This window comes from Actinomadura sp. KC06, from assembly GCF_004348735.1.
Lineage (GTDB): Bacteria > Actinomycetota > Actinomycetes > Streptosporangiales > Streptosporangiaceae > Spirillospora.
In genome coordinates this window covers 57,733-75,019 of sequence record NZ_SMKT01000007.1, presented here as the reverse complement: position 1 = coordinate 75,019, position 17,287 = coordinate 57,733, and the positions used below count along the sequence as shown (strand labels likewise).

General features: G+C 65.4%; 18 protein-coding genes and 1 tRNA gene. 6 read left to right on the top strand and 13 right to left on the bottom strand.

From position 1 onward, the window contains the following. Nucleotides 1–21 precede the first annotated feature (21 nt). Nucleotides 22–92: transfer RNA gene (locus tag E1287_RS04400), tRNA-Gly, on the top strand. Between the two features lie 83 nt (nt 93–175). Here the strand turns inward: E1287_RS04400 and E1287_RS04395 are convergent. Further along, nucleotides 176–445, bottom strand: coding sequence for a hypothetical protein (locus tag E1287_RS04395; RefSeq protein ID WP_131963500.1), 270 nt, complete (start codon nt 443–445; stop codon nt 176–178). A gap of 23 nt (nt 446–468) precedes the next feature. Between E1287_RS04395 and E1287_RS46235 the strand changes: the two genes are divergently transcribed. Next, nucleotides 469–834, top strand: coding sequence for a GntR family transcriptional regulator (locus tag E1287_RS46235; RefSeq protein WP_131963499.1), 366 nt, complete (start codon nt 469–471; stop codon nt 832–834). Between the two features lie 192 nt (nt 835–1,026). Further along, on the top strand, nt 1,027–1,662 hold the full coding sequence (locus E1287_RS04385; RefSeq protein ID WP_243718601.1) for a pentapeptide repeat-containing protein: 636 nt from the start codon (nt 1,027–1,029) through the stop codon (nt 1,660–1,662). Here E1287_RS04385 and E1287_RS04380 read toward each other — a convergent pair. From E1287_RS04380 to E1287_RS04375, 3 genes are all read right to left on the bottom strand, one after another. Further along, entirely contained in the window at nt 1,659–2,501 is an 843-nt protein-coding gene (locus tag E1287_RS04380) for an HEXXH motif-containing putative peptide modification protein (protein ID WP_131963497.1), read from the bottom strand. The two genes, E1287_RS04385 and E1287_RS04380, sit on opposite strands and share 4 nt — an antisense overlap. Before the next feature lie 31 nt (nt 2,502–2,532). Then, nucleotides 2,533–2,706, bottom strand: a complete 174-nt coding sequence (locus E1287_RS43530) for a hypothetical protein (protein ID WP_165968877.1) — start codon at nt 2,704–2,706, stop codon at nt 2,533–2,535. Between the two features lie 685 nt (nt 2,707–3,391). Then, nucleotides 3,392–3,541 (bottom strand): hypothetical protein, encoded by a 150-nt coding sequence (locus E1287_RS04375; protein ID WP_207934001.1) that lies wholly within the window; start codon nt 3,539–3,541, stop codon nt 3,392–3,394. Between the two features lie 194 nt (nt 3,542–3,735). On the opposite strand from E1287_RS04375, the gene E1287_RS04370 reads away from it, so the two are divergent. From E1287_RS04370 to E1287_RS04360, 3 genes are all read left to right on the top strand, one after another. Beyond that, nucleotides 3,736–4,515, top strand: coding sequence for an aminotransferase class IV family protein (locus tag E1287_RS04370; RefSeq protein ID WP_131963495.1), 780 nt, complete (start codon nt 3,736–3,738; stop codon nt 4,513–4,515). A 29-nt stretch (nt 4,516–4,544) separates the two neighbouring features. Continuing rightward, a complete protein-coding gene (locus tag E1287_RS04365) occupies nt 4,545–5,549 on the top strand; it encodes an SUMF1/EgtB/PvdO family nonheme iron enzyme (RefSeq protein ID WP_131963494.1) in 1,005 nt (334 codons plus the stop codon). 252 nt (nt 5,550–5,801) lie between these two features. Continuing rightward, nucleotides 5,802–7,058, top strand: coding sequence for a hypothetical protein (locus E1287_RS04360; RefSeq protein ID WP_131963493.1), 1,257 nt, complete (start codon nt 5,802–5,804; stop codon nt 7,056–7,058). Nucleotides 7,059–7,279: 221 nt separating this feature from the next. Here E1287_RS04360 and E1287_RS04355 read toward each other — a convergent pair whose 3' ends face one another. The 9 genes from E1287_RS04355 to E1287_RS04315 form a co-directional block, all read right to left on the bottom strand. Beyond that, on the bottom strand, nt 7,280–8,104 hold the full coding sequence (locus E1287_RS04355; protein ID WP_131963492.1) for a hypothetical protein: 825 nt from the start codon (nt 8,102–8,104) through the stop codon (nt 7,280–7,282). An 855-nt stretch (nt 8,105–8,959) separates the two neighbouring features. Then, entirely contained in the window at nt 8,960–9,550 is a 591-nt protein-coding gene (locus E1287_RS04350) for a dihydrofolate reductase family protein (protein WP_131963491.1), read from the bottom strand. Nucleotides 9,551–10,016: 466 nt separating this feature from the next. Beyond that, nucleotides 10,017–10,595, bottom strand: coding sequence for a dihydrofolate reductase family protein (locus tag E1287_RS04345; protein WP_131963490.1), 579 nt, complete (start codon nt 10,593–10,595; stop codon nt 10,017–10,019). A gap of 178 nt (nt 10,596–10,773) precedes the next feature. After that, the gene (locus E1287_RS43525; RefSeq protein WP_165968876.1) at nt 10,774–11,307 is read right to left on the bottom strand and encodes an SHOCT domain-containing protein; all 534 of its coding nucleotides are present in this window, start codon (nt 11,305–11,307) and stop codon (nt 10,774–10,776) included. Between the two features lie 577 nt (nt 11,308–11,884). After that, nucleotides 11,885–12,697 (bottom strand): aspartate/glutamate racemase family protein, encoded by an 813-nt coding sequence (locus tag E1287_RS04335; RefSeq protein WP_131963489.1) that lies wholly within the window; start codon nt 12,695–12,697, stop codon nt 11,885–11,887. Beyond that, nucleotides 12,694–13,515, bottom strand: coding sequence for a CoA ester lyase (locus E1287_RS04330; protein WP_131963488.1), 822 nt, complete (start codon nt 13,513–13,515; stop codon nt 12,694–12,696). Before E1287_RS04330 ends, E1287_RS04335 begins: the two co-directional genes overlap by 4 nt. Then, nucleotides 13,512–14,975 (bottom strand): dihydroorotase family protein, encoded by a 1,464-nt coding sequence (locus tag E1287_RS04325; protein WP_131963487.1) that lies wholly within the window; start codon nt 14,973–14,975, stop codon nt 13,512–13,514. The genes E1287_RS04330 and E1287_RS04325 overlap by 4 nt, the downstream gene beginning before the upstream one ends. After that, on the bottom strand, nt 14,968–16,428 hold the full coding sequence (locus E1287_RS04320) for an MmgE/PrpD family protein (protein WP_131963486.1): 1,461 nt from the start codon (nt 16,426–16,428) through the stop codon (nt 14,968–14,970). The genes E1287_RS04325 and E1287_RS04320 overlap by 8 nt, the downstream gene beginning before the upstream one ends. Continuing rightward, a complete protein-coding gene (locus tag E1287_RS04315) occupies nt 16,421–17,278 on the bottom strand; it encodes a cyclase family protein (RefSeq protein WP_243718599.1) in 858 nt (285 codons plus the stop codon). The genes E1287_RS04320 and E1287_RS04315 overlap by 8 nt, the downstream gene beginning before the upstream one ends. Nucleotides 17,279–17,287: the final 9 nt, after the last annotated feature.

The window sequence follows — 17,287 nt, the reverse complement described above, 5'->3', positions numbered from 1 at the left end:
GGCGCCCACCAGCGCCCGCACGCGGGTGTAGTTCAATGGTAGAACTTCAGCTTCCCAAGCTGACAGCGCGGGTTCGATTCCCGTCACCCGCTCCCACGCCAAAGGCCCAGGTCAGGGATGTTGATCCCGACCCGGGCCTTGATCTTGTTACCAGCTGCCACAGACCACCGTGCCATTAGGCCATGGGCATCCGCGCCCCTGCCGCGCCGCCGTCCTCGTCGTCATCCTCACCGCGTTCCGCCTGGACGAGCGCATCGAGGCCATCGGCGATCGCGCGGTCGCCCTTGGCCGACTTGCGCTGATACCGCAGCGCGGCCCGCTCATTGTCGTGCCCCATGCGCGCCATCAGGTTCTTGGTCGAGACGCCCATGTCCGCCGCGAGCTGGTTCCCCGTGGGCCGGAGATCGTGGAAAAGCAGGTTCGGCACGCCGAGCGCCTTGACCACGTGCTTCCAGTTGTCCGTCTTGGATTTGGGGCGGCCCGAGAAGCATCCGACCGCTGCGCAAGGACATCGCCGCAGGGCGGTACCCGGTTGGGGAGGCCCTGCCGTCGATCGCGAAGCTGGGGGAGCGGTTCGGCGCGGCCGGGGCCACGGTAGAACGTGCGCTCGCCGTTCTCCGCGAGGAGGACCTCGTCATGAGCAGGCAGGGCACGCCGAGCATCGTGACGAGGCGGCCGGAAGGCGAGGCGTCCGACGAGCGCGAGGACGACGAGGCTGAAGGCCCGAGCGAGGAGTTCACGCTTCTCTGGAGCCAGCTTCAGGAGATCAAGGAACACCTACGACGACAGAGCGCCCGGCTTGACGAACTCGACGAGCGGACACGGGACCGGTGAACCGCGGAGCCGTGTCCGCCGGAGGGATCGCTGCCACTCGCCGTGAGCGCCCCAATGTGCGCCTCTTTCTTCCAGCCGCCATTGCACACCTCGATTCCAGCGAGTCACCGGCACCTTGGGTCCATGAAGAGTAGGGTCGGACGCGTGGCAACTAGCAATGTTCGGGCACGTCCCAGGCGCCTTAAAGAACCAGTGGCCCCCAAACTTCCCAATTCGCTGGCAGAGGCCGGCGCTTCGGATGCCGATCTAGCTGACGACGGCGTTTACCTGTCCGCGCTGTACGGGAACCTAGATCTATCCGCGCAAGATGTTGAAGACGTGGAGTTCGAGCGCTGCCGGTTTCAGGAGACCCGCTTTTCCGGGACGATGATGCGCCGGGCGGGCTTCGCCGATGTCGAGTTCACGTCGTGCGACCTGGCGAACCTGAAGCTCATCGATTCGCGGATCTTCAACGCCGTGGTCGATGGCAGCCGCCTGACCGGGACATCGATGACCGAGTGCGGTCTCCGTGATGTCCTGTTCACCAATTGCCGCGCCGACTTGTCATCGTTCCGCTTCGGCCGCCTCAAGAGCGTTGTATTCCGCGACTGCAATCTCACAGATGCGAACTTCCAGGGCGCGGAACTTGGCGGCGTCCGGTTCGAGCGTTGCAAACTGACCGGTGCACAGTTCAGCAACGCCAACATGAAAGGCACTCGACTCTCCGACTGCGACCTCTACGGGGTCAACGGCATCCAGAGCTTCCAGGGCGCAATAGTGCCCACCGCCGACGCGCAAGGTCTGTTGTTCGCCCTGGCGTCAGCGATGGGCATCACCATTGAGGACTAAGCGGCGAGATCCGTGCGAGTGAACGCCATCTCCACCAAGCTGTAGTCCAGCGTCCGCGCGAACTCCGCCAGCTCGTCCAGCAGGAGCCGACCGTACGGCGTGAACAGGTCGCGCTTGGCTTCCAAGCCCGTGCAGCAGTCCACGAGGGACTCCGCGAAGGCGTCCACGAGCGCTGTCTCCCCGCGGTGATGTTGCATGAACATCAGCGGGACGGCGACCACGGCGGAGTGGAACGCCTTATCCAACGGCCGAAGTTCGCCCACCTTGACCGCACTGACGACGCGGTGTTCCTGCTCGGCGAGGTCAGCCGTAGGCAGTTCGTACAGCCCGTAGACCGCATCCAGTACGAACAGATTGAGGTGGGTCATCTCGTGGACGAGCGTTTCCGCGAAGTCCATCGTCGTCCACTTGGGGCCGGGGCTGATAGCGACCAGGCCGGGCAGGTGTGAAGCAGAGCCACCGCCCGTGGCTTCCGAGGTGAGTAGAACGACGTCCGTGATGAGCAGGTCGACCAGGTAGCCAAGCGCGGGGTAGGTCCCGCGCGTGTACGTCATGGCCTGCTCGGTCTGCTCCTTCCAGAGGCGTCGGGCGTCCTTCGTCGTGCTCTGACGCCCGACGAAGATGCTCTCGAAGACCCGGTTCTCCTGAAGGTACGTGCCCCACGAGCCGTCTTCGTAGCTGATCGAGACACCAGCCCGAGGAGGCGCGAAGGGCCGGTCTTGCGCGAGGACTCCGCGGTAGGTCGCGTGGAGGCTGGGCAGGCTGGGAGGGGCACCCCACGATGCCCGGACCAGCCGCCCCACCGACTCAACGGAGTGCGGGACGTTCAGAAAGTGCATGGGGTGCCCTCCTGTTCAGACGCCGCTGGAATCAGGTCCAGCCGCCCATCATGGAGACGTTGTTCATTGCCCGGAACTCGTCCAGGTTCCGCCGGGTGATGGCCTGCCGCTCGTTGTCGTCGCCCGCGGCGCGGGTCAGCGCGACGCTCGCAAGGTCGTCCAGCTCGGCCACGGTCGGCTTGTCGGATTCGGCGATGGTGATCACTTTTCCTCCATAGAGCCTCTGGCCCGTAGGTTTCGGGCCGCTGCAAGTGTTGATCTCTGGGGGAGAGGCCACCCCTGCAATTAGCGAGGACAGGGGCGGCCCTGGTCGTCCAACCGCTCCAGGGCGCGCGGGATTCAGTCGCTCACTGCACTTCGGGTTCAAGCCTTGACGCGCCCTGAGTAAGGGCTACATAGACCACCCTCCTCCTGCTGGTGGTTTGTGATGAGCCCCCTGCCGGCGAAGGGGGGTGTGGTCCTCCGACCGACGGCGAGGCGCGCGGGGCGAACTGGCCCTGTCACCGTCAGCCGGAAGCGTCTTGTGGAGCGGCGAAGCTCCGTGTCGGTGGGCCCCACGCCGGTGTAGCCGTGGCTTCACCACCCACGTGAAGGCGGCACCGACGAGCCCGCAGGCCACCCCGTAGAGCAGCAGCCATCCGAGGATCGGTTCGACGACGAGCTGCATCGTCATGCCCTGTGCGACCAGGCCGGTAGTGAGGCCCGACTCTCGGCCACCCTCCGAGCCCGCTCGTCCTCGCGGTTCATCGCCGCCTTGAGGGCCTCACGGTTCTCCGCACTGACGAAGCTCGCCAGACCGGCCCGGACTTCCCGGCAACGGGTCTGTCGCGTCCACGAAGGGCATGATCTTTCTCCAGGGAAGGGAGCCAGAATCTGCGCTCGCCGGGGGTCTATGCCGGACGGGCGTGCTGAGTCCGCGTGGTGTTGATGACGCGGGCCGCGATCTCCATCGTTCGAGCCTGAAGCTCGTTCATCTCAGCCGTAACCGCGGCAAGCTCGTCCAGGAGGAGCTGACGCTCGTCCTCCGTCAGGTTGACCACTCTCCTTGCGCGCCTGCTACGACCAAGCGGCGTACCGAGCCGCACCACTGTGTTTTCCGAAAGCCCACGACCGCTCATACCAACCAAGGTGTCGCGCTGAGCCAGCCTTTCCCATGTCCTCACACCGACCCAGCACTGAACTTCCACTGCACCCAGATCTGCGATCAGGCCATATCTGCTGACACACTGAATTCATGGCTGAACTCAACGGCGTCCCTGTCACTCCCGATGAGCTCAAGGCTCTGGCCCTGATGAACTACGGTCACTTCACGTCCATGCGCATGGAAGACCACCGCATCAGGGGGTTTTCGCACCACCTAGAGCGACTCGTCCGAGATTGCCGCGTTCTCTTCAGTCACGAGCTGGACCGTCAACAGGTCCGCGACTACGTCAGGCAGGCAACCGCTGGACGGGAGGGCGCGTTCGTCGTCCGGGTGACCATCTACGACCCCGACCTCGAACTAGGCCATCCCGGAGCCCAGGCCGAGCCGAAGATCCTCGTCACCACACGACCGGCCGGCACCTGGCCCATGACGCCCATCCGAGTGCAATCCAGGCCCTACGTACGCGAGTTGCCCGAGCAGAAGCACGTCGGCCTGTTCGGTGCCATCCGGCATCGCCGCAATGCTCAACTCGACGGGTTCGATGATTGCGTCTTCACCGACGCGGACATGTTCATTTCAGAGGGCGCAACATGGAACATCGGGTTCTTCGACGGCCACCAAGTCATCTGGCCTAACGCGGAGATCCTCCAGGGCGTGACCATGCGCCTACTGCAACAGGTGCACGACGCGATGTCCCTTGGCCCCGTCAACGTCTCTGACCTACCGCGCATGGAAGCCGCGTTCGCGACCAATACCGCGGTCGGCGTACGCGCGATCACGGCCATCAACGATGTGGAGTTCCCAGACGCGCATCCGATCTTGGAGACTCTCCGCAAGGAATACGAAGAGATCCCAGCCGAAGCCGTCTGACTGCCTCACACGTCCACGGAGAGCACGAGATGCCCCCCACTGTCCAGCGTTGGACCGGCCACGAAGCGCGAGCGCTTCGAGAGGCGAAGCGAGTAAGTCAGGTCGACTTCGCCGCAGAACTCGGCGTAAGCGAACGCATGATCGTCAGGTGGGAGAAAGAGGGGGAGAAGATAATCCCCCGTCCCATCAATCAGCAGGGCCTTGACACCGTCTTGGCGGCTGCCAGCGTCGAGATTCAGACCCGGTTCGCCGAGATGATCGGCTTGACGAGCCCGCCCGCACCTGCCCAAGATCCGGGCGTGCCCTCAGAGCAGCCAGCAGCCCACGAGCCCGAGCCTGACAACCCCGTAGGCGACGAAGACCAGGTCAGACACCCGATCGACGGCAAGTTGATGACGCTGGTCCCGGCCGGGGTCTACTTCTCAGGCGAGAGCAACGAACCGGCCTACGTCCCGGCGTTCTACATCGATGTGTTCCCCACCACAAACATGGACTACGCCCGGTTCGTCTCGGCGACCGACTACAAGCCGCCCGAACACTGGGAGAACGGTGAGATGCCGACCGATCTCGCCAATCACCCCGTCGTATTCGTGACATGGCACGATGCGAACGCCTACGCCCAGTGGTCTGCCAAAGGCTTGCCCAGTAGCCAGCAATGGGAGAAGGCAGCCCGAGGAACGCGAGGCGACATCTACCCGTGGGGCAGCCAGAGAACCCCCGCAAAGTGCAACTGTCGCGAAGGTGGCCACCGCAAGACGACTCCAGTCGACTGCTACGCGAGCGGCGTCAGCCCGTACGGCGTCTACGACATGTGCGGCAACACATGGGACTGGTGCTCCACCGAATCCGCACCTGGCCGCTACGAGCTGAAGGGCAGCGCCTTCACGAGCCCCTTCCTACGCTGCGCACCGTCCACGTTCAACGACGCATCAGCCGACATGCTTGACGACGACACCGGCTTCCGCTGCGTCACCCCAGCCGAGACCATGCGAGCCCTCCTCAACGTGAAGGGCCATCAACCACGCACAAGGTGACGACGGACGACGCCCAGCGACCGGATGAGAACTTTCTCTACGTCTTCAAGGGCGCCCGCTCCGCGGCCGCCGCCGGTCGGTCCGGGCCGGGCGTGCGGCCTCTCCGGGCCGACCCGTCCCGGCCGCCCGGCCACGCTAAGGAACGAGCGCTCCAGGCCCCTAATATCCCATGCCCCAATGCGGCGACGAGGCCTGTGTACGCACTCAAAACGTTCTGACATAACAGACTCGGCAGAAGTAAGCTGGCTTGCCGTGGAGAACCTTGCGGACTGCCCCGTCCCGAGTGCGCATCGGCGCCTCTTGGACTGCCACGAGCATTGGCATGCCACCGCCGATAGCTATATGGACCCAGACCTCTTTCGACTCAATCTCAATGCACTAATCCAAAATCTCCGCAATGTGACCTGGTTGCTCCAAAAGCAACGTTCAGTGTTGCCTGATTTTGCGAATTGGTATGGCGAATGGCAGAAATCCGTCAGCGCAGACTCGATCATGAAGTGGATCGTAAAAGCGCGTAACCGCATCGTTAAAGAGGCGGATCTTGACCTTTTCAGCCAAGCCAAAGCCCATCTCTCTCTAGATTGGCTTCAAGAGTACGAAGCCACTTACACTTTGCCGCCGCGCTACACCACCCACGACATTATGATGCACATGCTTGCGAGGAAACCGCTTGCTGTGCACGACGGAATGTTGACGGTTGAGCGTCGTTGGGTGGATCGTCTTTTGCCCGATTGCGAGTTGCTTGATGCAACGGCCCACGCCTATGGGCAACTCGTGGATGTTATTCGCACCGCACATCACAAGTCAGAGGTAGGCAAGTGCACACTGCCACCTCGAAATCGCGAGTGCCTGGATGGCGGGTTCGCAGCTATCCCTGAATGTATGTTGATGAAGGATAATAGTCGACGCCTTACGGTTAACCTTGAGAGCGGCGAAGAAATCATCGAAGATGATTACATTCAATCTCTCGATGAAGAGTTGGGTGAGCGCGCACGTCAGCGGTATGGAGATTTCACTGTACATGGTGACGCCATCGAGAGGGTGCCCACCGTGCTGGAGATGGCAAGGCGCATGCTCACGGTTGACAAGTCGCTGGCCACCGCTGCTTGGCTACTGCGCGGTGACCGAATGGTTGGCCTGATGGCACTACAGTTCTACGACCAAGCTAGCAAACGCCTAGCCATGTACAAGCTGGCAGAACACGTTGCCAGGAAGAGGGCTGATGGGGTCCTACTGATCTGCGAAGCATGGATCGCGGCTGCTGAGCCAGGTGAAGACCTCCGAACGGGCAGGCCCAAGCCGGCGGGTGAACGTCCAAATCGACAAGAGGCCGTTGATGTCACCGGAATTACACGGGATGGGCGGCATTCTCATATGTTGTGCCTATTCACGCGTGAGGAATCTGGTGAAATCTCGTTCAGTCCAGCGGTAGAGGATCCATCCGGAACTCCAAACTTCCTCGAACCGGTTAAACGGGTGTGGGAGAAACTGAGCTCAAGCACCGATTGACCGGCTCTAATGTGTCCGTTCAGAGTCTTGTGCTAAGCAATCAGGTAGGGCCCTGCTCGGGCATACGCTAGTCGGTTGAACGTGCACGAAGCGGAGGCCTCGCGGCCCCCAGCCCCCCGCGGGCCGGAGAACACGCCCGCGCCAAACTGTCTATCACACCGTCTCGCCGTTCGCGCGGGCGCACCCTCCGGGGTGCTCAGGGCGTTCAAGTTAGTCATCAGCTAAATAGGTGGAAGTTCTTCGCGACGGTAGATTCGCGGCTTCTGATGGAGATAGAACGAGTCCGAGGCTCTGGCCCCTTCTCTCCAATAATATTTCACTCCAATGAAACCAAGTAGGTAAGCGCAGGAGTACCCAGTTAGACACTTCCGACTCTTGCTGACTGCACCAGCGGCCGGTTCGATGTGCAATCCTCCGGCCGCCACCCCAATCTCCTTCATCCGCCGTCGGTAGCGCCTGATCTGAGGGTCCTTAAAGATGACGAAGTGCATGTCTTCCAGACGACTCGTTTCGCCATCAAGGAACTTGATTACAGACTGGGGGACCTCGAAGCCGGCATCAACCATGCTACAAGCACAATGCTTGGCGAAGTATCTTGCCACTTCGAGCACACGCGATTGCCATTCATTGCCGTAGATCTTCGACATGTCAAAGTAACCAGCTTTCCACAGTCTGTCCATGTGCTGCCAAACGTGCCTGGAGAAGGTGACATAAGACTCGTCGAATGACTGGCTTCTTTTTCCGTTGCAGGTCAGACACATGCTTGGCTTGAACCTTGCAACGTCAGACTTCGGTCCGCGGATCTGCGAGAGCCGCCCGAATCCCTCTGAATCCCATATTGTGCGGTCATCACCGCTCGAACCCCAGAGCAGGTATTTAGAGTCGCCCCACATTTGGTCAAGGTCAGTGCGTTTGAACTTGTGTTCACGAGTAGTTGCTGGAGCCGACTGGCACCACCAGCAAAGGCCACTTGAGGTCACACGGTAAGCTTTAAGATCGTCTCCACGTAGCCATGTCGACCGGTCGGACCAGAGTGGATCGCTCATAACGTCCATTCTCCCCAGTCGATCTTGTCTCGCCAACGGGGTTTAGTAGAGCCTGCGGGCTCGCGGCACCGCAACGTGTCGCCCATCAGACGATGGGGCAGACGAGTTTCGTCCGGTGTAGTACGCCAGTGAGGGCTTCGGCTGACGTCTCGCCGTGCGCGCTCGCTCGTGCGCGCGGGGTGCACCTTCCGAGACGCATGTGGGTGCTAACGGCCGCTAAACAACGGTGTCGGATGACCTCGGACGAGTGTGGACGGGCGCGAGGTTGCCGCGCTGGTCAGGAGGCACGTGTGGACATGTCTGAACGGCGTCGATCTTGCTACGGATCAGACGGTGATGGTTGCGCCCTACGATCGCCACAGCGTGGCTGAGGTGGTTGCGGGGCTGGGGGCGATCGCTGCCGCGCGGCTTCCGGTGCTCGGGCCGTGGCCGGCCCTGCGCTCCGGGTCCGCTTACCCTCGGATGATCCGGGGTGCTGTCCCCGTTCAGGGCAGGCTGAGGACGCGCAGGTCAGCGGGTGCGGTGGCGTGCAATTAGCGTGCAACTAGCCACGGTGATCAGGGGGCAGTCACGGTCACTTGCGGTATGAGGGGTGGCCAGGTCAGCCGCTATGACGGCCTGGATCGGTTTGATTCCCAAGCTGACAGCGCGGGTTCGATTCCCGTCACCCGCTCCACCACTGAAGGCCCAGGCCAGCGACTTAGCGCTGACGCTGGGCCTTTTGCGTTCATCGGCCGCCATGCCCGCTACGTGCCCGATCCCTTGGGCTTCCGCCCCTTCTTAGGCTTCTTGATCTTCTTGAGTTCACGCTTGGCACGACCTGGGAGGATGCGGCGTCCGGTTTCGGGTCGGGATCTAGGGGTGGAGGGTGCGGTATCGGGAAACGATCGCGCCGGCTTTGAATACTTTGACGTCGGTCAGTTCGAGGCCGAGATCTATCGTCAGGCCGTCGAATACCTGGGGTCCGGCGCTGAGGACGGCGGGGCTCACGGCAAGCAGGTACTCATCGATCACACCGGGTACGGAGGCGATCGGCGCGAGGGTCTTGGGGCCGCAGGACAGCAGGATGTCCTTGCCGTCCCGCTGCTTCAACGCGGTGAGTTCGTTGACCAGATCGCCTCCGATGACCAGGCGATCTGTCGTGGACGGCAGGGTCGTGGAGAAGACGACCTTGGTCATGTTCTGTTGCACCTTGGCGAACTTGCGGTCCGCATCGGTGATGGCGGGTGCGTCGTCGGGAGTCTCCCCGCGGGCGACCTTGTCCCACCAGGGCACGATCGCCTCGTAGGTCGCCCTGCCCATTGCCCAGGTGTCCGCCTGGGAGAACTGCTCGGCGATATAGGCCGTTTCCTCCTCTCCCCAGGGGAACGGCTCCCAGAACGATCCCTCGGCATTGGCGATGCGGTTGTTCAGGGTCGTCTGCATGTGGAACACGATCTTTCGCACCTGGGACGGCCTCCTTCGTCGTGATCACCGCAGGAAGAGACCATCTCCGGCGCGAAAAATTCATAGGTGTCTAGGCGACCGTCCGCTGGATAGTTGGGCCGACTGGATCGCTCTTAGTGGCATCTTCGTCGAGCATCCGCGCGACCTGGCGTGCCGGCATGCGCCTCATACCGAAATTGATGCGGGAGTTGAACGAACCGAGACCGGAGAGGGGCTCTGGCCTGACCGCTCATGCGGGCCTGGGAGGAGACGTCCCATGGTCGTGGGGTTCACTGCGGACACGGGCGTCGACCCGGGCGTTGTCTCTGACGCTCCCCCCTGCGGCGGCTCGTCGAACGAATCGACGAAATCAGGAGGGGTCGGCGAGCCTCGTGATCGGGATGGGCGCGAGGCCCGTCGGCAAGCTGGGCAGGAGGAACTCCTGTCAGTTTCGGCAGCTTGATGTGGTGGGGGCGCGCGGACGGAATCAGACGTGCAGGGTGGGCTTGTAGATGAGTTCTTGGATGTGACCGTCGAGCGTCCGGCTCTCGATCAGTTCGAGGTCGAAGTCGGCCGCATCCTCGAAGACCGGGTCCAGCCCGCTCTGACCGGTGATCACGGGGAAGAGCGTCACCTGGACGCGGTCGACCAGACCGGCGGCCATCAGGTCCCGGTTCATCGCCAGGCTGCCGTGCGAGCGCAGCGGCACCGCGGACTCCTCCTTGAGCCGGGCGACGACCTCGACGGCATCGCCGCTTGCGATGTTCGCGTCCGGCCAGTCGAGGGTTTCGTCCAGCGTGGTCGACACCACCGTTGCCGGCAGGTTCCTCATCCGTGTGACCCACGGGTCACGCACCTCGGACCCCTCGGTGCTGGTGGCCAGCATCTGCGCGAACGCCCGGTAGGTGTTGGCCCCGAAGACCATCCGTTGGTCCTCGCTGTACAGGGCGAGGCGGTGGTCGAGGAGTTCGGGGCCTTGCTTTCCCCAGTAGCCGGTCCAGTTGCCGCCGGCGGCGCCGAAGCCGTCGAGGCTGGAAAAGACGTCGAATGTGTAGGTGGCGGTCATGGCGCTCTCCTCGGGTGCGGTGCGGTTGATCGCGCGTTAGGGATACAGACTGGCAGCCACGGCGAGACTCATCGCCCTTTGGACGATCGGAGCCCGGCCCTTCCGGGTGCGTCGCAGGCCTTCGCCGGCGGTTAAGAAGGTCGCGCGCCCGATCGGCGTGTGTGGTGGCGTGGACGGGCTATAGCCGGCCGAGGAGGTCCTTCTTCTTGGCTTCGAATTCTTCGTTGGTGACCACGCCCGCGTCGCGGAGTTCGCCGAGTTGCTTGAGCAGGGCCATGACGTCCTCAGGTGTGGTGGCCTGGATCGCGGGTGTCGCCTGCGGGCTGCTCGGCAGCGCCGGCGGCTGTGCGAACCCGCTGGTGTAGTGGCCGTCGACCGGCTGGGGGCCGGTGTGTTGGAAACGGTGGGTGCCGAGGTCGCGTTGCTCGTCGATCTGCCGCTGGTGCACGGCCGCGCGCACATGGTGGACGGTCTGGTTGATCAGGTCCCTGACCTGGGCGGGGTCCACGATCGAGTCGAGCACCGCAGTCTCCCGCGGGCCGCCTGGCCGGACGATGTGCACCAGGACGTTGCCGACCTTCTGCGTCTTCTGGAGCAGGGTCTGCGAGATGTCCACGTCCTGGATGTTGATCAGCGGGATCTGCTCCTGTCTCGTCCCGGATATGCCGCCGGTTTCGAAGTACAGGTAGTGAGTGGTGAGCCGGTAGTGCAACGTGAACCGTCCGCCGGTGGCGCGGGACGCGTTCCAAACTTGCCGAGTTGACGTAACGACCAGGTCAGGCCAAGCTCCGGAGCCCTGGCGGTGTCCTCGACCACGTTGATGACGGTCGGCTGCCTGAGCCGGCGGGACGGAATACATGAGGCATCTCACCCCAGCTTTCGCTGTCGGCGCTCTGCGGCGAGGCAAGCAGATCGAACAGCTTCTTGGCGGTTTCGACCATGGGGACGAGCACATCATCCGCTGGGCAGCACTCAGCCCGGCCAAGGACCGCATCACGCTGTACTTGAGCGAGGTCATCGACTCGGTAGCGACGTCTTCAAGGACGTTTCGGAGTTCCCGCCACTCGACTCAAACGATGAAGTATGGGGAAAGATTGTCGGCTCGGCTGCAAATCCGGATGAGGCTCTCGATCTTGCCGGGCGGGTGCTCGGTGCAGCACCGGACCGCTGGGTCAATCATGGTGTCATCGGGGACGAATACGCCGACTATCGGAGTCGCCGATGATGGGCGCGCGAGAGTGTGGGGTTTGCCGGAGGGGTATGGGAGGTGGTGGTGACGTAGTAACTGTTTAGGGGCGGGTTATGGTGGGGGCGAATAGGGTGCGGAGGCGGTCTACCTCTTTGGTGGGGGCGCGGTCGGTCAGGTAGCCGGGGGTGTTGCGGCTCCAGACGCCTGCGGCTAGCAGCTCTGCCTGTAGGTTCGCGGTGGCCAGGGCTAGTCCGTTGGAGTCGATTACCGGGAGGCCGGCGATTCTGCGGATTCCGGCGCGCCAGAGGAGTTCGCAGGGGATGCCCTCGCCTGAGACGATCGCTTGTGCGCCCGCTTCGCGCAGTTCTTCGGCGGCGGAAGTGATCTTTTCTAGGAGGACGGGGAGTGCGTCGTCCGGGAGGCCTTTCTCGATGAGTGTGCGGCCCTCGGGGAGGTAGCGGAAGCCGACGCATAGGTCGGCGCAGCCGTAGTGGGTCTGGTTTTGGCGTAGGGGCTCCTCTAGGGCCGGGACGAAACCGATGATGCCGAATCGGAGGCCCTGGGAGCGGAGGAAATCGAAGGTCGCTTGCCCGTATCCGACTACCGGGATCGAGACCAGGGAGCGGGCGGCGGCGAGGCCGGGATCCTGGCTGGTGCCGATGATGTAGGCCGAATAGCCCTGGCGTTCGGCCTCGACCGCGCGCTCGGCGAAGTACCAGGAGAAGAAGACTTCCAGCTGGCCGTATTTCACGTGGTCGGCGGGCATTTTCGTCTCATACACCTCGGGAGGCAGGGCGTGGAATTCCACGTCTGCGCGGTCGCCGAGGATGTCGCGGGCGTGTTGTTCGTAGCCCTCGTCCAGCCAAGGGTTGCGGCCGACCACCGTGTGCTTCTGGAACCAGATCCGATTCAACGGGTCACCTTTCCCTGGGCGAGGGTTCGGCGGGCTCGGCGGATCACGGCCTCGTCGACCATGCGGCCCGACTCGTCGACGACGACGCCTGAACCCGCGGCCTCGAACCGCGCCACCAGTGCGCGGGCCTTGGCGAGTTCGTCGGGCGACGGGGTGAACACCTCGTTGACGACCGGAAGCTGCGCCGGGTGGATGCAGGCCCGGCCCTGGAAGCCGAGGCGGCGGAGTGCGCGGGTCGATTCGGCCAGGCGGTCCAGGTCGCGGAAGTCGGTGCTCACCGGGCCCAGCGGTGGGTCGATGCCGGCGGCGGCCGAGGCCAGGACGATCTGCGACCGGGGCCAGAGCAGTTCTCGCTCGTCGGCGCCGGGGTCGACGCCGATGTCCGCGCACAGGTCGGCCTCGCCTAGCTGCAGCCGGACGACTCGGGGTGCCCGGGCTATCTCCACTGCGGCGAGGACGGCTGCGGCGCTTTCCAGTACCGGGCAGAGCGCGGTCTGTGGAGGCAGGAGGTTGTCGAGGGCGGTGAGGTCGTCTGGTGTCTCCGTTTTCGCGACGCATATTCCGGTGATCGCGTGAAGTCCGGGTTCGAGGGCCTGTAGGTCTTCGTGTCCGGCTTTCCCGGGGTTGATTCTGATCCAGATTTCTGGGCCGTCCTGCGGGAGGGTGGTCAGCCAGGCGGCTACTGTGCGCCGGGCTGAGGGCTTGGCGTCGGGGGCTACCGCGTCCTCCAGGTCGGCGATCAGGGCATCCGCGCCGCGGGTCAGCGAACCGGCCAGCTTTTCCGGGCGGTCTCCGGGGACGTAGAGGGCCGATCTCATCGGGCCGGTCGGTGGACGTACCGCCCGGCGGGCGTGCCGACGATCTTTCCCGCGTCGAGAACCTGGTGTCCGCGCACAAAAGTGTCGGTTACCTGGGCCGTCAGCTCGAAACCCTCGAACGGGGTGTACTCCTGCGCGGATTCGGAGTCCGCGGCCCGGACGGTCCAGGTCTTGTCCGGGTCGACGAGGCAGAAGTCGGCGTCCAGGCCCTCCTTGATCGCGCCCTTGGTGCGCAGGCCGTACCGCTGGGCGGGGTTCCAGGAGGTGAGCGCGGCGATCCGGCCGAGCGGGAGGTTCCGCTTGCGGCCCTCGGTGACCATCCCGGCGAGCAGGTACTCGGCGCCGCCGAAGCCCGACTTGGCCAGGAAGACGTCGTCGCGCGGCTCGCCGAACTTGATCTCGTCGCGGCAGCAGGCGTGGTCGCTGACGACCCAGTCGACGGTGCCTTCGGCGACGTGGTGCCAGAGCGCCTCGACGTCCTCGCGCGGGCGCAGGGGCGGGTTGACCTTGCCGCCTATGCCGTGTGCCGTGTCGATGTCGGCGAGCAGGTGGCCGATCGTGACCTCGCGGCGGAAGTCGACGTGCGGGAACGCCCCGGCCATGCGGACGGCCGCGTCCATCGCCTTGGCCGACGACAGGTGCAGGAGGTTGATGTTGGGCAGGCCCGTCTCGTGCGCCAGGTAGGACGCGATGGAGATGGCGAGACCCTCGGAGTGCGGCGGGCGGGAGGCGTGGTAGGCGGCCAGGCCGGTCAGGTCGCCCGCTTCCTCGACCATCTTGGTGTAGGCGGTCATGATCTCCGCCGTCTCGCAGTGCAGGGAGAGGGAGATCTCGTCGGCGAGTTCGGGGAACCGCTCCCGAGCCTCCTGGACGCCGCGCATCACGAACTCGAAGTGCGCGTAGTCGTACCGCTCGCCGGGCGGCGTCATCAGGAACGCGCTCTGGTCGGACGAGCGGCCGTGCAGCCCGTGCCCGCCGTAGAACATGAAGATCTTGAAGGATGAGACACCGAAACGCTCGATCAGGTCTGGGATTTCGGTGATGTGGCCGGACGACATCGGCGCCAGGTGGAACGCGTAGTCGATGTGCGAGCGTCCGGCGGCGGCGTCCAGGACCTCGGGGAAGAAGTCGGCGTACGGGCCGCCCTTGTTCAGGTAATACTGCCCGGTCCGCATGTAGGTCAGCGCGGTGGTGACGCCGCCCTGCGCGGACGCGCGGCTCTCGGTGACCGTGTCGTCGGCGAGCGGGCTGTAGATGCCCCAGTGCTGATGCGCGTCGACCACACCGGGGAAGGCCGGACGGCCCCGCCCGTCGACGACCTGGGCGGCGTCGGCCGCTTCGAGGCCGGGCGCGACGCGGGCGATCCGCCCGTCTTGCACGGCGATGTCGGCCTCGAACGGGTCGTCCTGCTCGTGCGTGACGACCTTGACGTCCTTGACCAGCAGATCGTATTCAGCCATGGATCTCTTCCTTCGTGTCCCGGTCCTGGAAATCCGCGAGGGGGCGGAGCAGGTCGCCGACGTCCGCGAGGTCGGCGAGCCCGCGTACGCGGCGGGCGGTCTCGGCGGCGGCGTCCTCGGACAGCCGGCCGCTGGTGTTGTCGCGGAACTTCAGCTCCAGCTCCGCGTCGCTGACGGGACGGTCGGGGCCGCCCCGGTTGACGGGCACCTCGTGGCGCCATTCGCGTCCGTCCACGTCGCGGGCGGTGAGGACGGCGGGGAACTGCATGGGGAAGATCTCCGTCGCCTGGTCGTCGGCGACCACGTCCACCTTGGCCATCAGCTCGCGCCGGTACGGGTCGCGGGCCAGCTCGTCGGTGTAGTCGCCGAGCCCGACGCCGAGGCCGCCCCCGCCGAGCAGCCCGGCGACGACCGCGTACGGGCCGGAGAACTGCGCCTGGTAGCCGGTCTCGGGGGCGCGCTTCAGCTCGATCGGCTGGCCGATCGTGCGGATCACGGGCGCGGGGACGCCGAGCGTCAGCGACACGACGCGGTCGGCCGCGAGGCCCTGCTCGCGGAGCGCGATGGCGGCGTCGACGGCGGCGTGGGTGAAATGGTTCGCGGGGTAGGGCTTGAAGAAGATGCCCGGGACGGCCCAGTCGGTGCCGAGTCCCTCGGTGATCTCCTTCGGTTCGTACTCGCCGCGCAGGAATGCCTGGAAGAAGCCGAAGCGTCCCTCCAGGACGGTCGGGGGCCCGGTGAAGCCGCGGCTGACCAGTTCGGCCGCGGTGACCGCCGAATGCGCGGCCCATCCGCAGTGCAGGCGCTTCACGGTGCCGCCGGTCCGGTTGGCCTCGATGAGCCCGGACGCCATCGACGCGGCGACGCCGAGGGCGTCCAGCAGGCCGTCGCCGTCCAGGCCGAGCTGGAGGCCCGCGGCGACGGCGCCGCCGAGCGCGCCGCAGATGGACGTGGCGTGCTGGCCGTGCTCGAAGAAGGTCGAGTTGCCGGCCCGCGCGTCGTATCCGGCCATGCCCAGCCGGACGCAGACCTCCAGCCCGACCGCGATCGCGCGGATCGTGTCGCGGCCGGACGCGCCCGCTCGCTCGCCCGCGGCCAGCGCGGCGGGAACGACCGAGGCGCTCGGGTGCAGCACGGACGGCAGGTGCGTGTCGTCGTAGTCGAGGGAGTGGGCCAGGACCCCGTTGGCCAGCGCCGCGAGGGGGGCGGGCACGGCCGCGCCACCGCCGATCGCGTGGGCCTGCGGGCGTCCGCCCTGATCCCGGACGTACTCCAGCACGGCCGCGCTCGTCTCCAGCCGGTGCGCCGCCACGCACAGCCCGATCACGTCGAGGACGCGCTTGCGCACGCTGTCGACGACGTCGTCCGGCAGGCTCGCGAACGTCGTCGCGGCGGCGAAATCCGCCAACCGGCGCGCCAGCTCCGGCTCGGCGACCAGGTCCGGGTCAGCCATCGGAACGCTCCAAAGACACCACGGCCAGCGGGCGGGCGGGTGATCCCGTCGCGCCTACCAGCGGCAGCGGCGCCAGGACGAAGGTGAACTCGTGGACGCCCGCGCGCGCGATCTCTTCGAGGTCGAGGGTCTCGATGATGTAGATCCCCGACTCGACCAGCAGCACGCGGTGCGCGGGCAGCACGCTGTGGCCCTGGCCCGGCGGCAGACACTCGAAGGCGATGGTGTCCGCGCCGGCTGCGTGCACGCCGCGGCCGGCCAGCCAGCGGGCGCCCGCCTCGCCCACGCCGGGCACGCCGGACTTCGCGCCTATGTAGGCGTCCCGGTCGGGGTCGGTGAAGAGCCGTCCCCAGCCGCTGCGGACGAGCGCGACGTCGCCGGCGCCGACGTCCGTGCCCTGGTGCCGGACGGTGCGGTCCAGGTCGTCGGGCGTGATCTCGTATCCGGGCGCGCAGTGCTCCTCGCCCAGCGCGCGCGGGACGTCCAGCAGCACCCCTCGGCGCACGATCGGCGCGATGGTGTGCACGCCGTGCTCGGGGTAGCCGCCGCCCTGGCAGGCGGCGACGGCGTCCGCGCCGCCGTGCAGCCGCCCGTCCTGGGACACGTGGGCCAGCGCGTCGATGTGCGTCCCGACGTGGGTGCCGGTGACGATCATGTCGTTGGCGGCCGAGCCCCCGTCGGGACGCGTCCGGTCGCCGTGCCGCCGCGGCAGCGTGTGCCAGTAGGCGGGATGGTTCGGCGACTGCGGCATCCCGATGGACATCGGGCGGGCGAGGTCGTAGACGGTCACCCCGGCGAGCACGGCCGCCAGAAGGGGGTCGGGGTGTCCGGTCGCTGGTTGAGTGGTCACTGGGTGCCT

Bases quoted from the DNA above. Each gene is read 5' to 3' on its own strand.
- E1287_RS04325 (WP_131963487.1), bottom strand. From the start codon at position 14,975: ATGGCTGAATACGATCTGCTGGTCAAGGACGTCAAGGTCGTCACGCAC.
- E1287_RS04365 (WP_131963494.1), top strand. From the start codon at position 4,545: ATGCCCCCCACTGTCCAGCGTTGGACCGGCCACGAAGCGCGAGCGCTT.
- E1287_RS04345 (WP_131963490.1), bottom strand. From the start codon at position 10,595: ATGACCGCCACCTACACATTCGACGTCTTTTCCAGCCTCGACGGCTTC.
- E1287_RS04320 (WP_131963486.1), bottom strand. From the start codon at position 16,428: ATGGCTGACCCGGACCTGGTCGCCGAGCCGGAGCTGGCGCGCCGGTTG.
- E1287_RS04370 (WP_131963495.1), top strand. From the start codon at position 3,736: ATGGCTGAACTCAACGGCGTCCCTGTCACTCCCGATGAGCTCAAGGCT.
- E1287_RS04380 (WP_131963497.1), bottom strand. From the start codon at position 2,501: ATGCACTTTCTGAACGTCCCGCACTCCGTTGAGTCGGTGGGGCGGCTG.
- E1287_RS04355 (WP_131963492.1), bottom strand. From the start codon at position 8,104: ATGAGCGATCCACTCTGGTCCGACCGGTCGACATGGCTACGTGGAGAC.
- E1287_RS04330 (WP_131963488.1), bottom strand. From the start codon at position 13,515: ATGAGATCGGCCCTCTACGTCCCCGGAGACCGCCCGGAAAAGCTGGCC.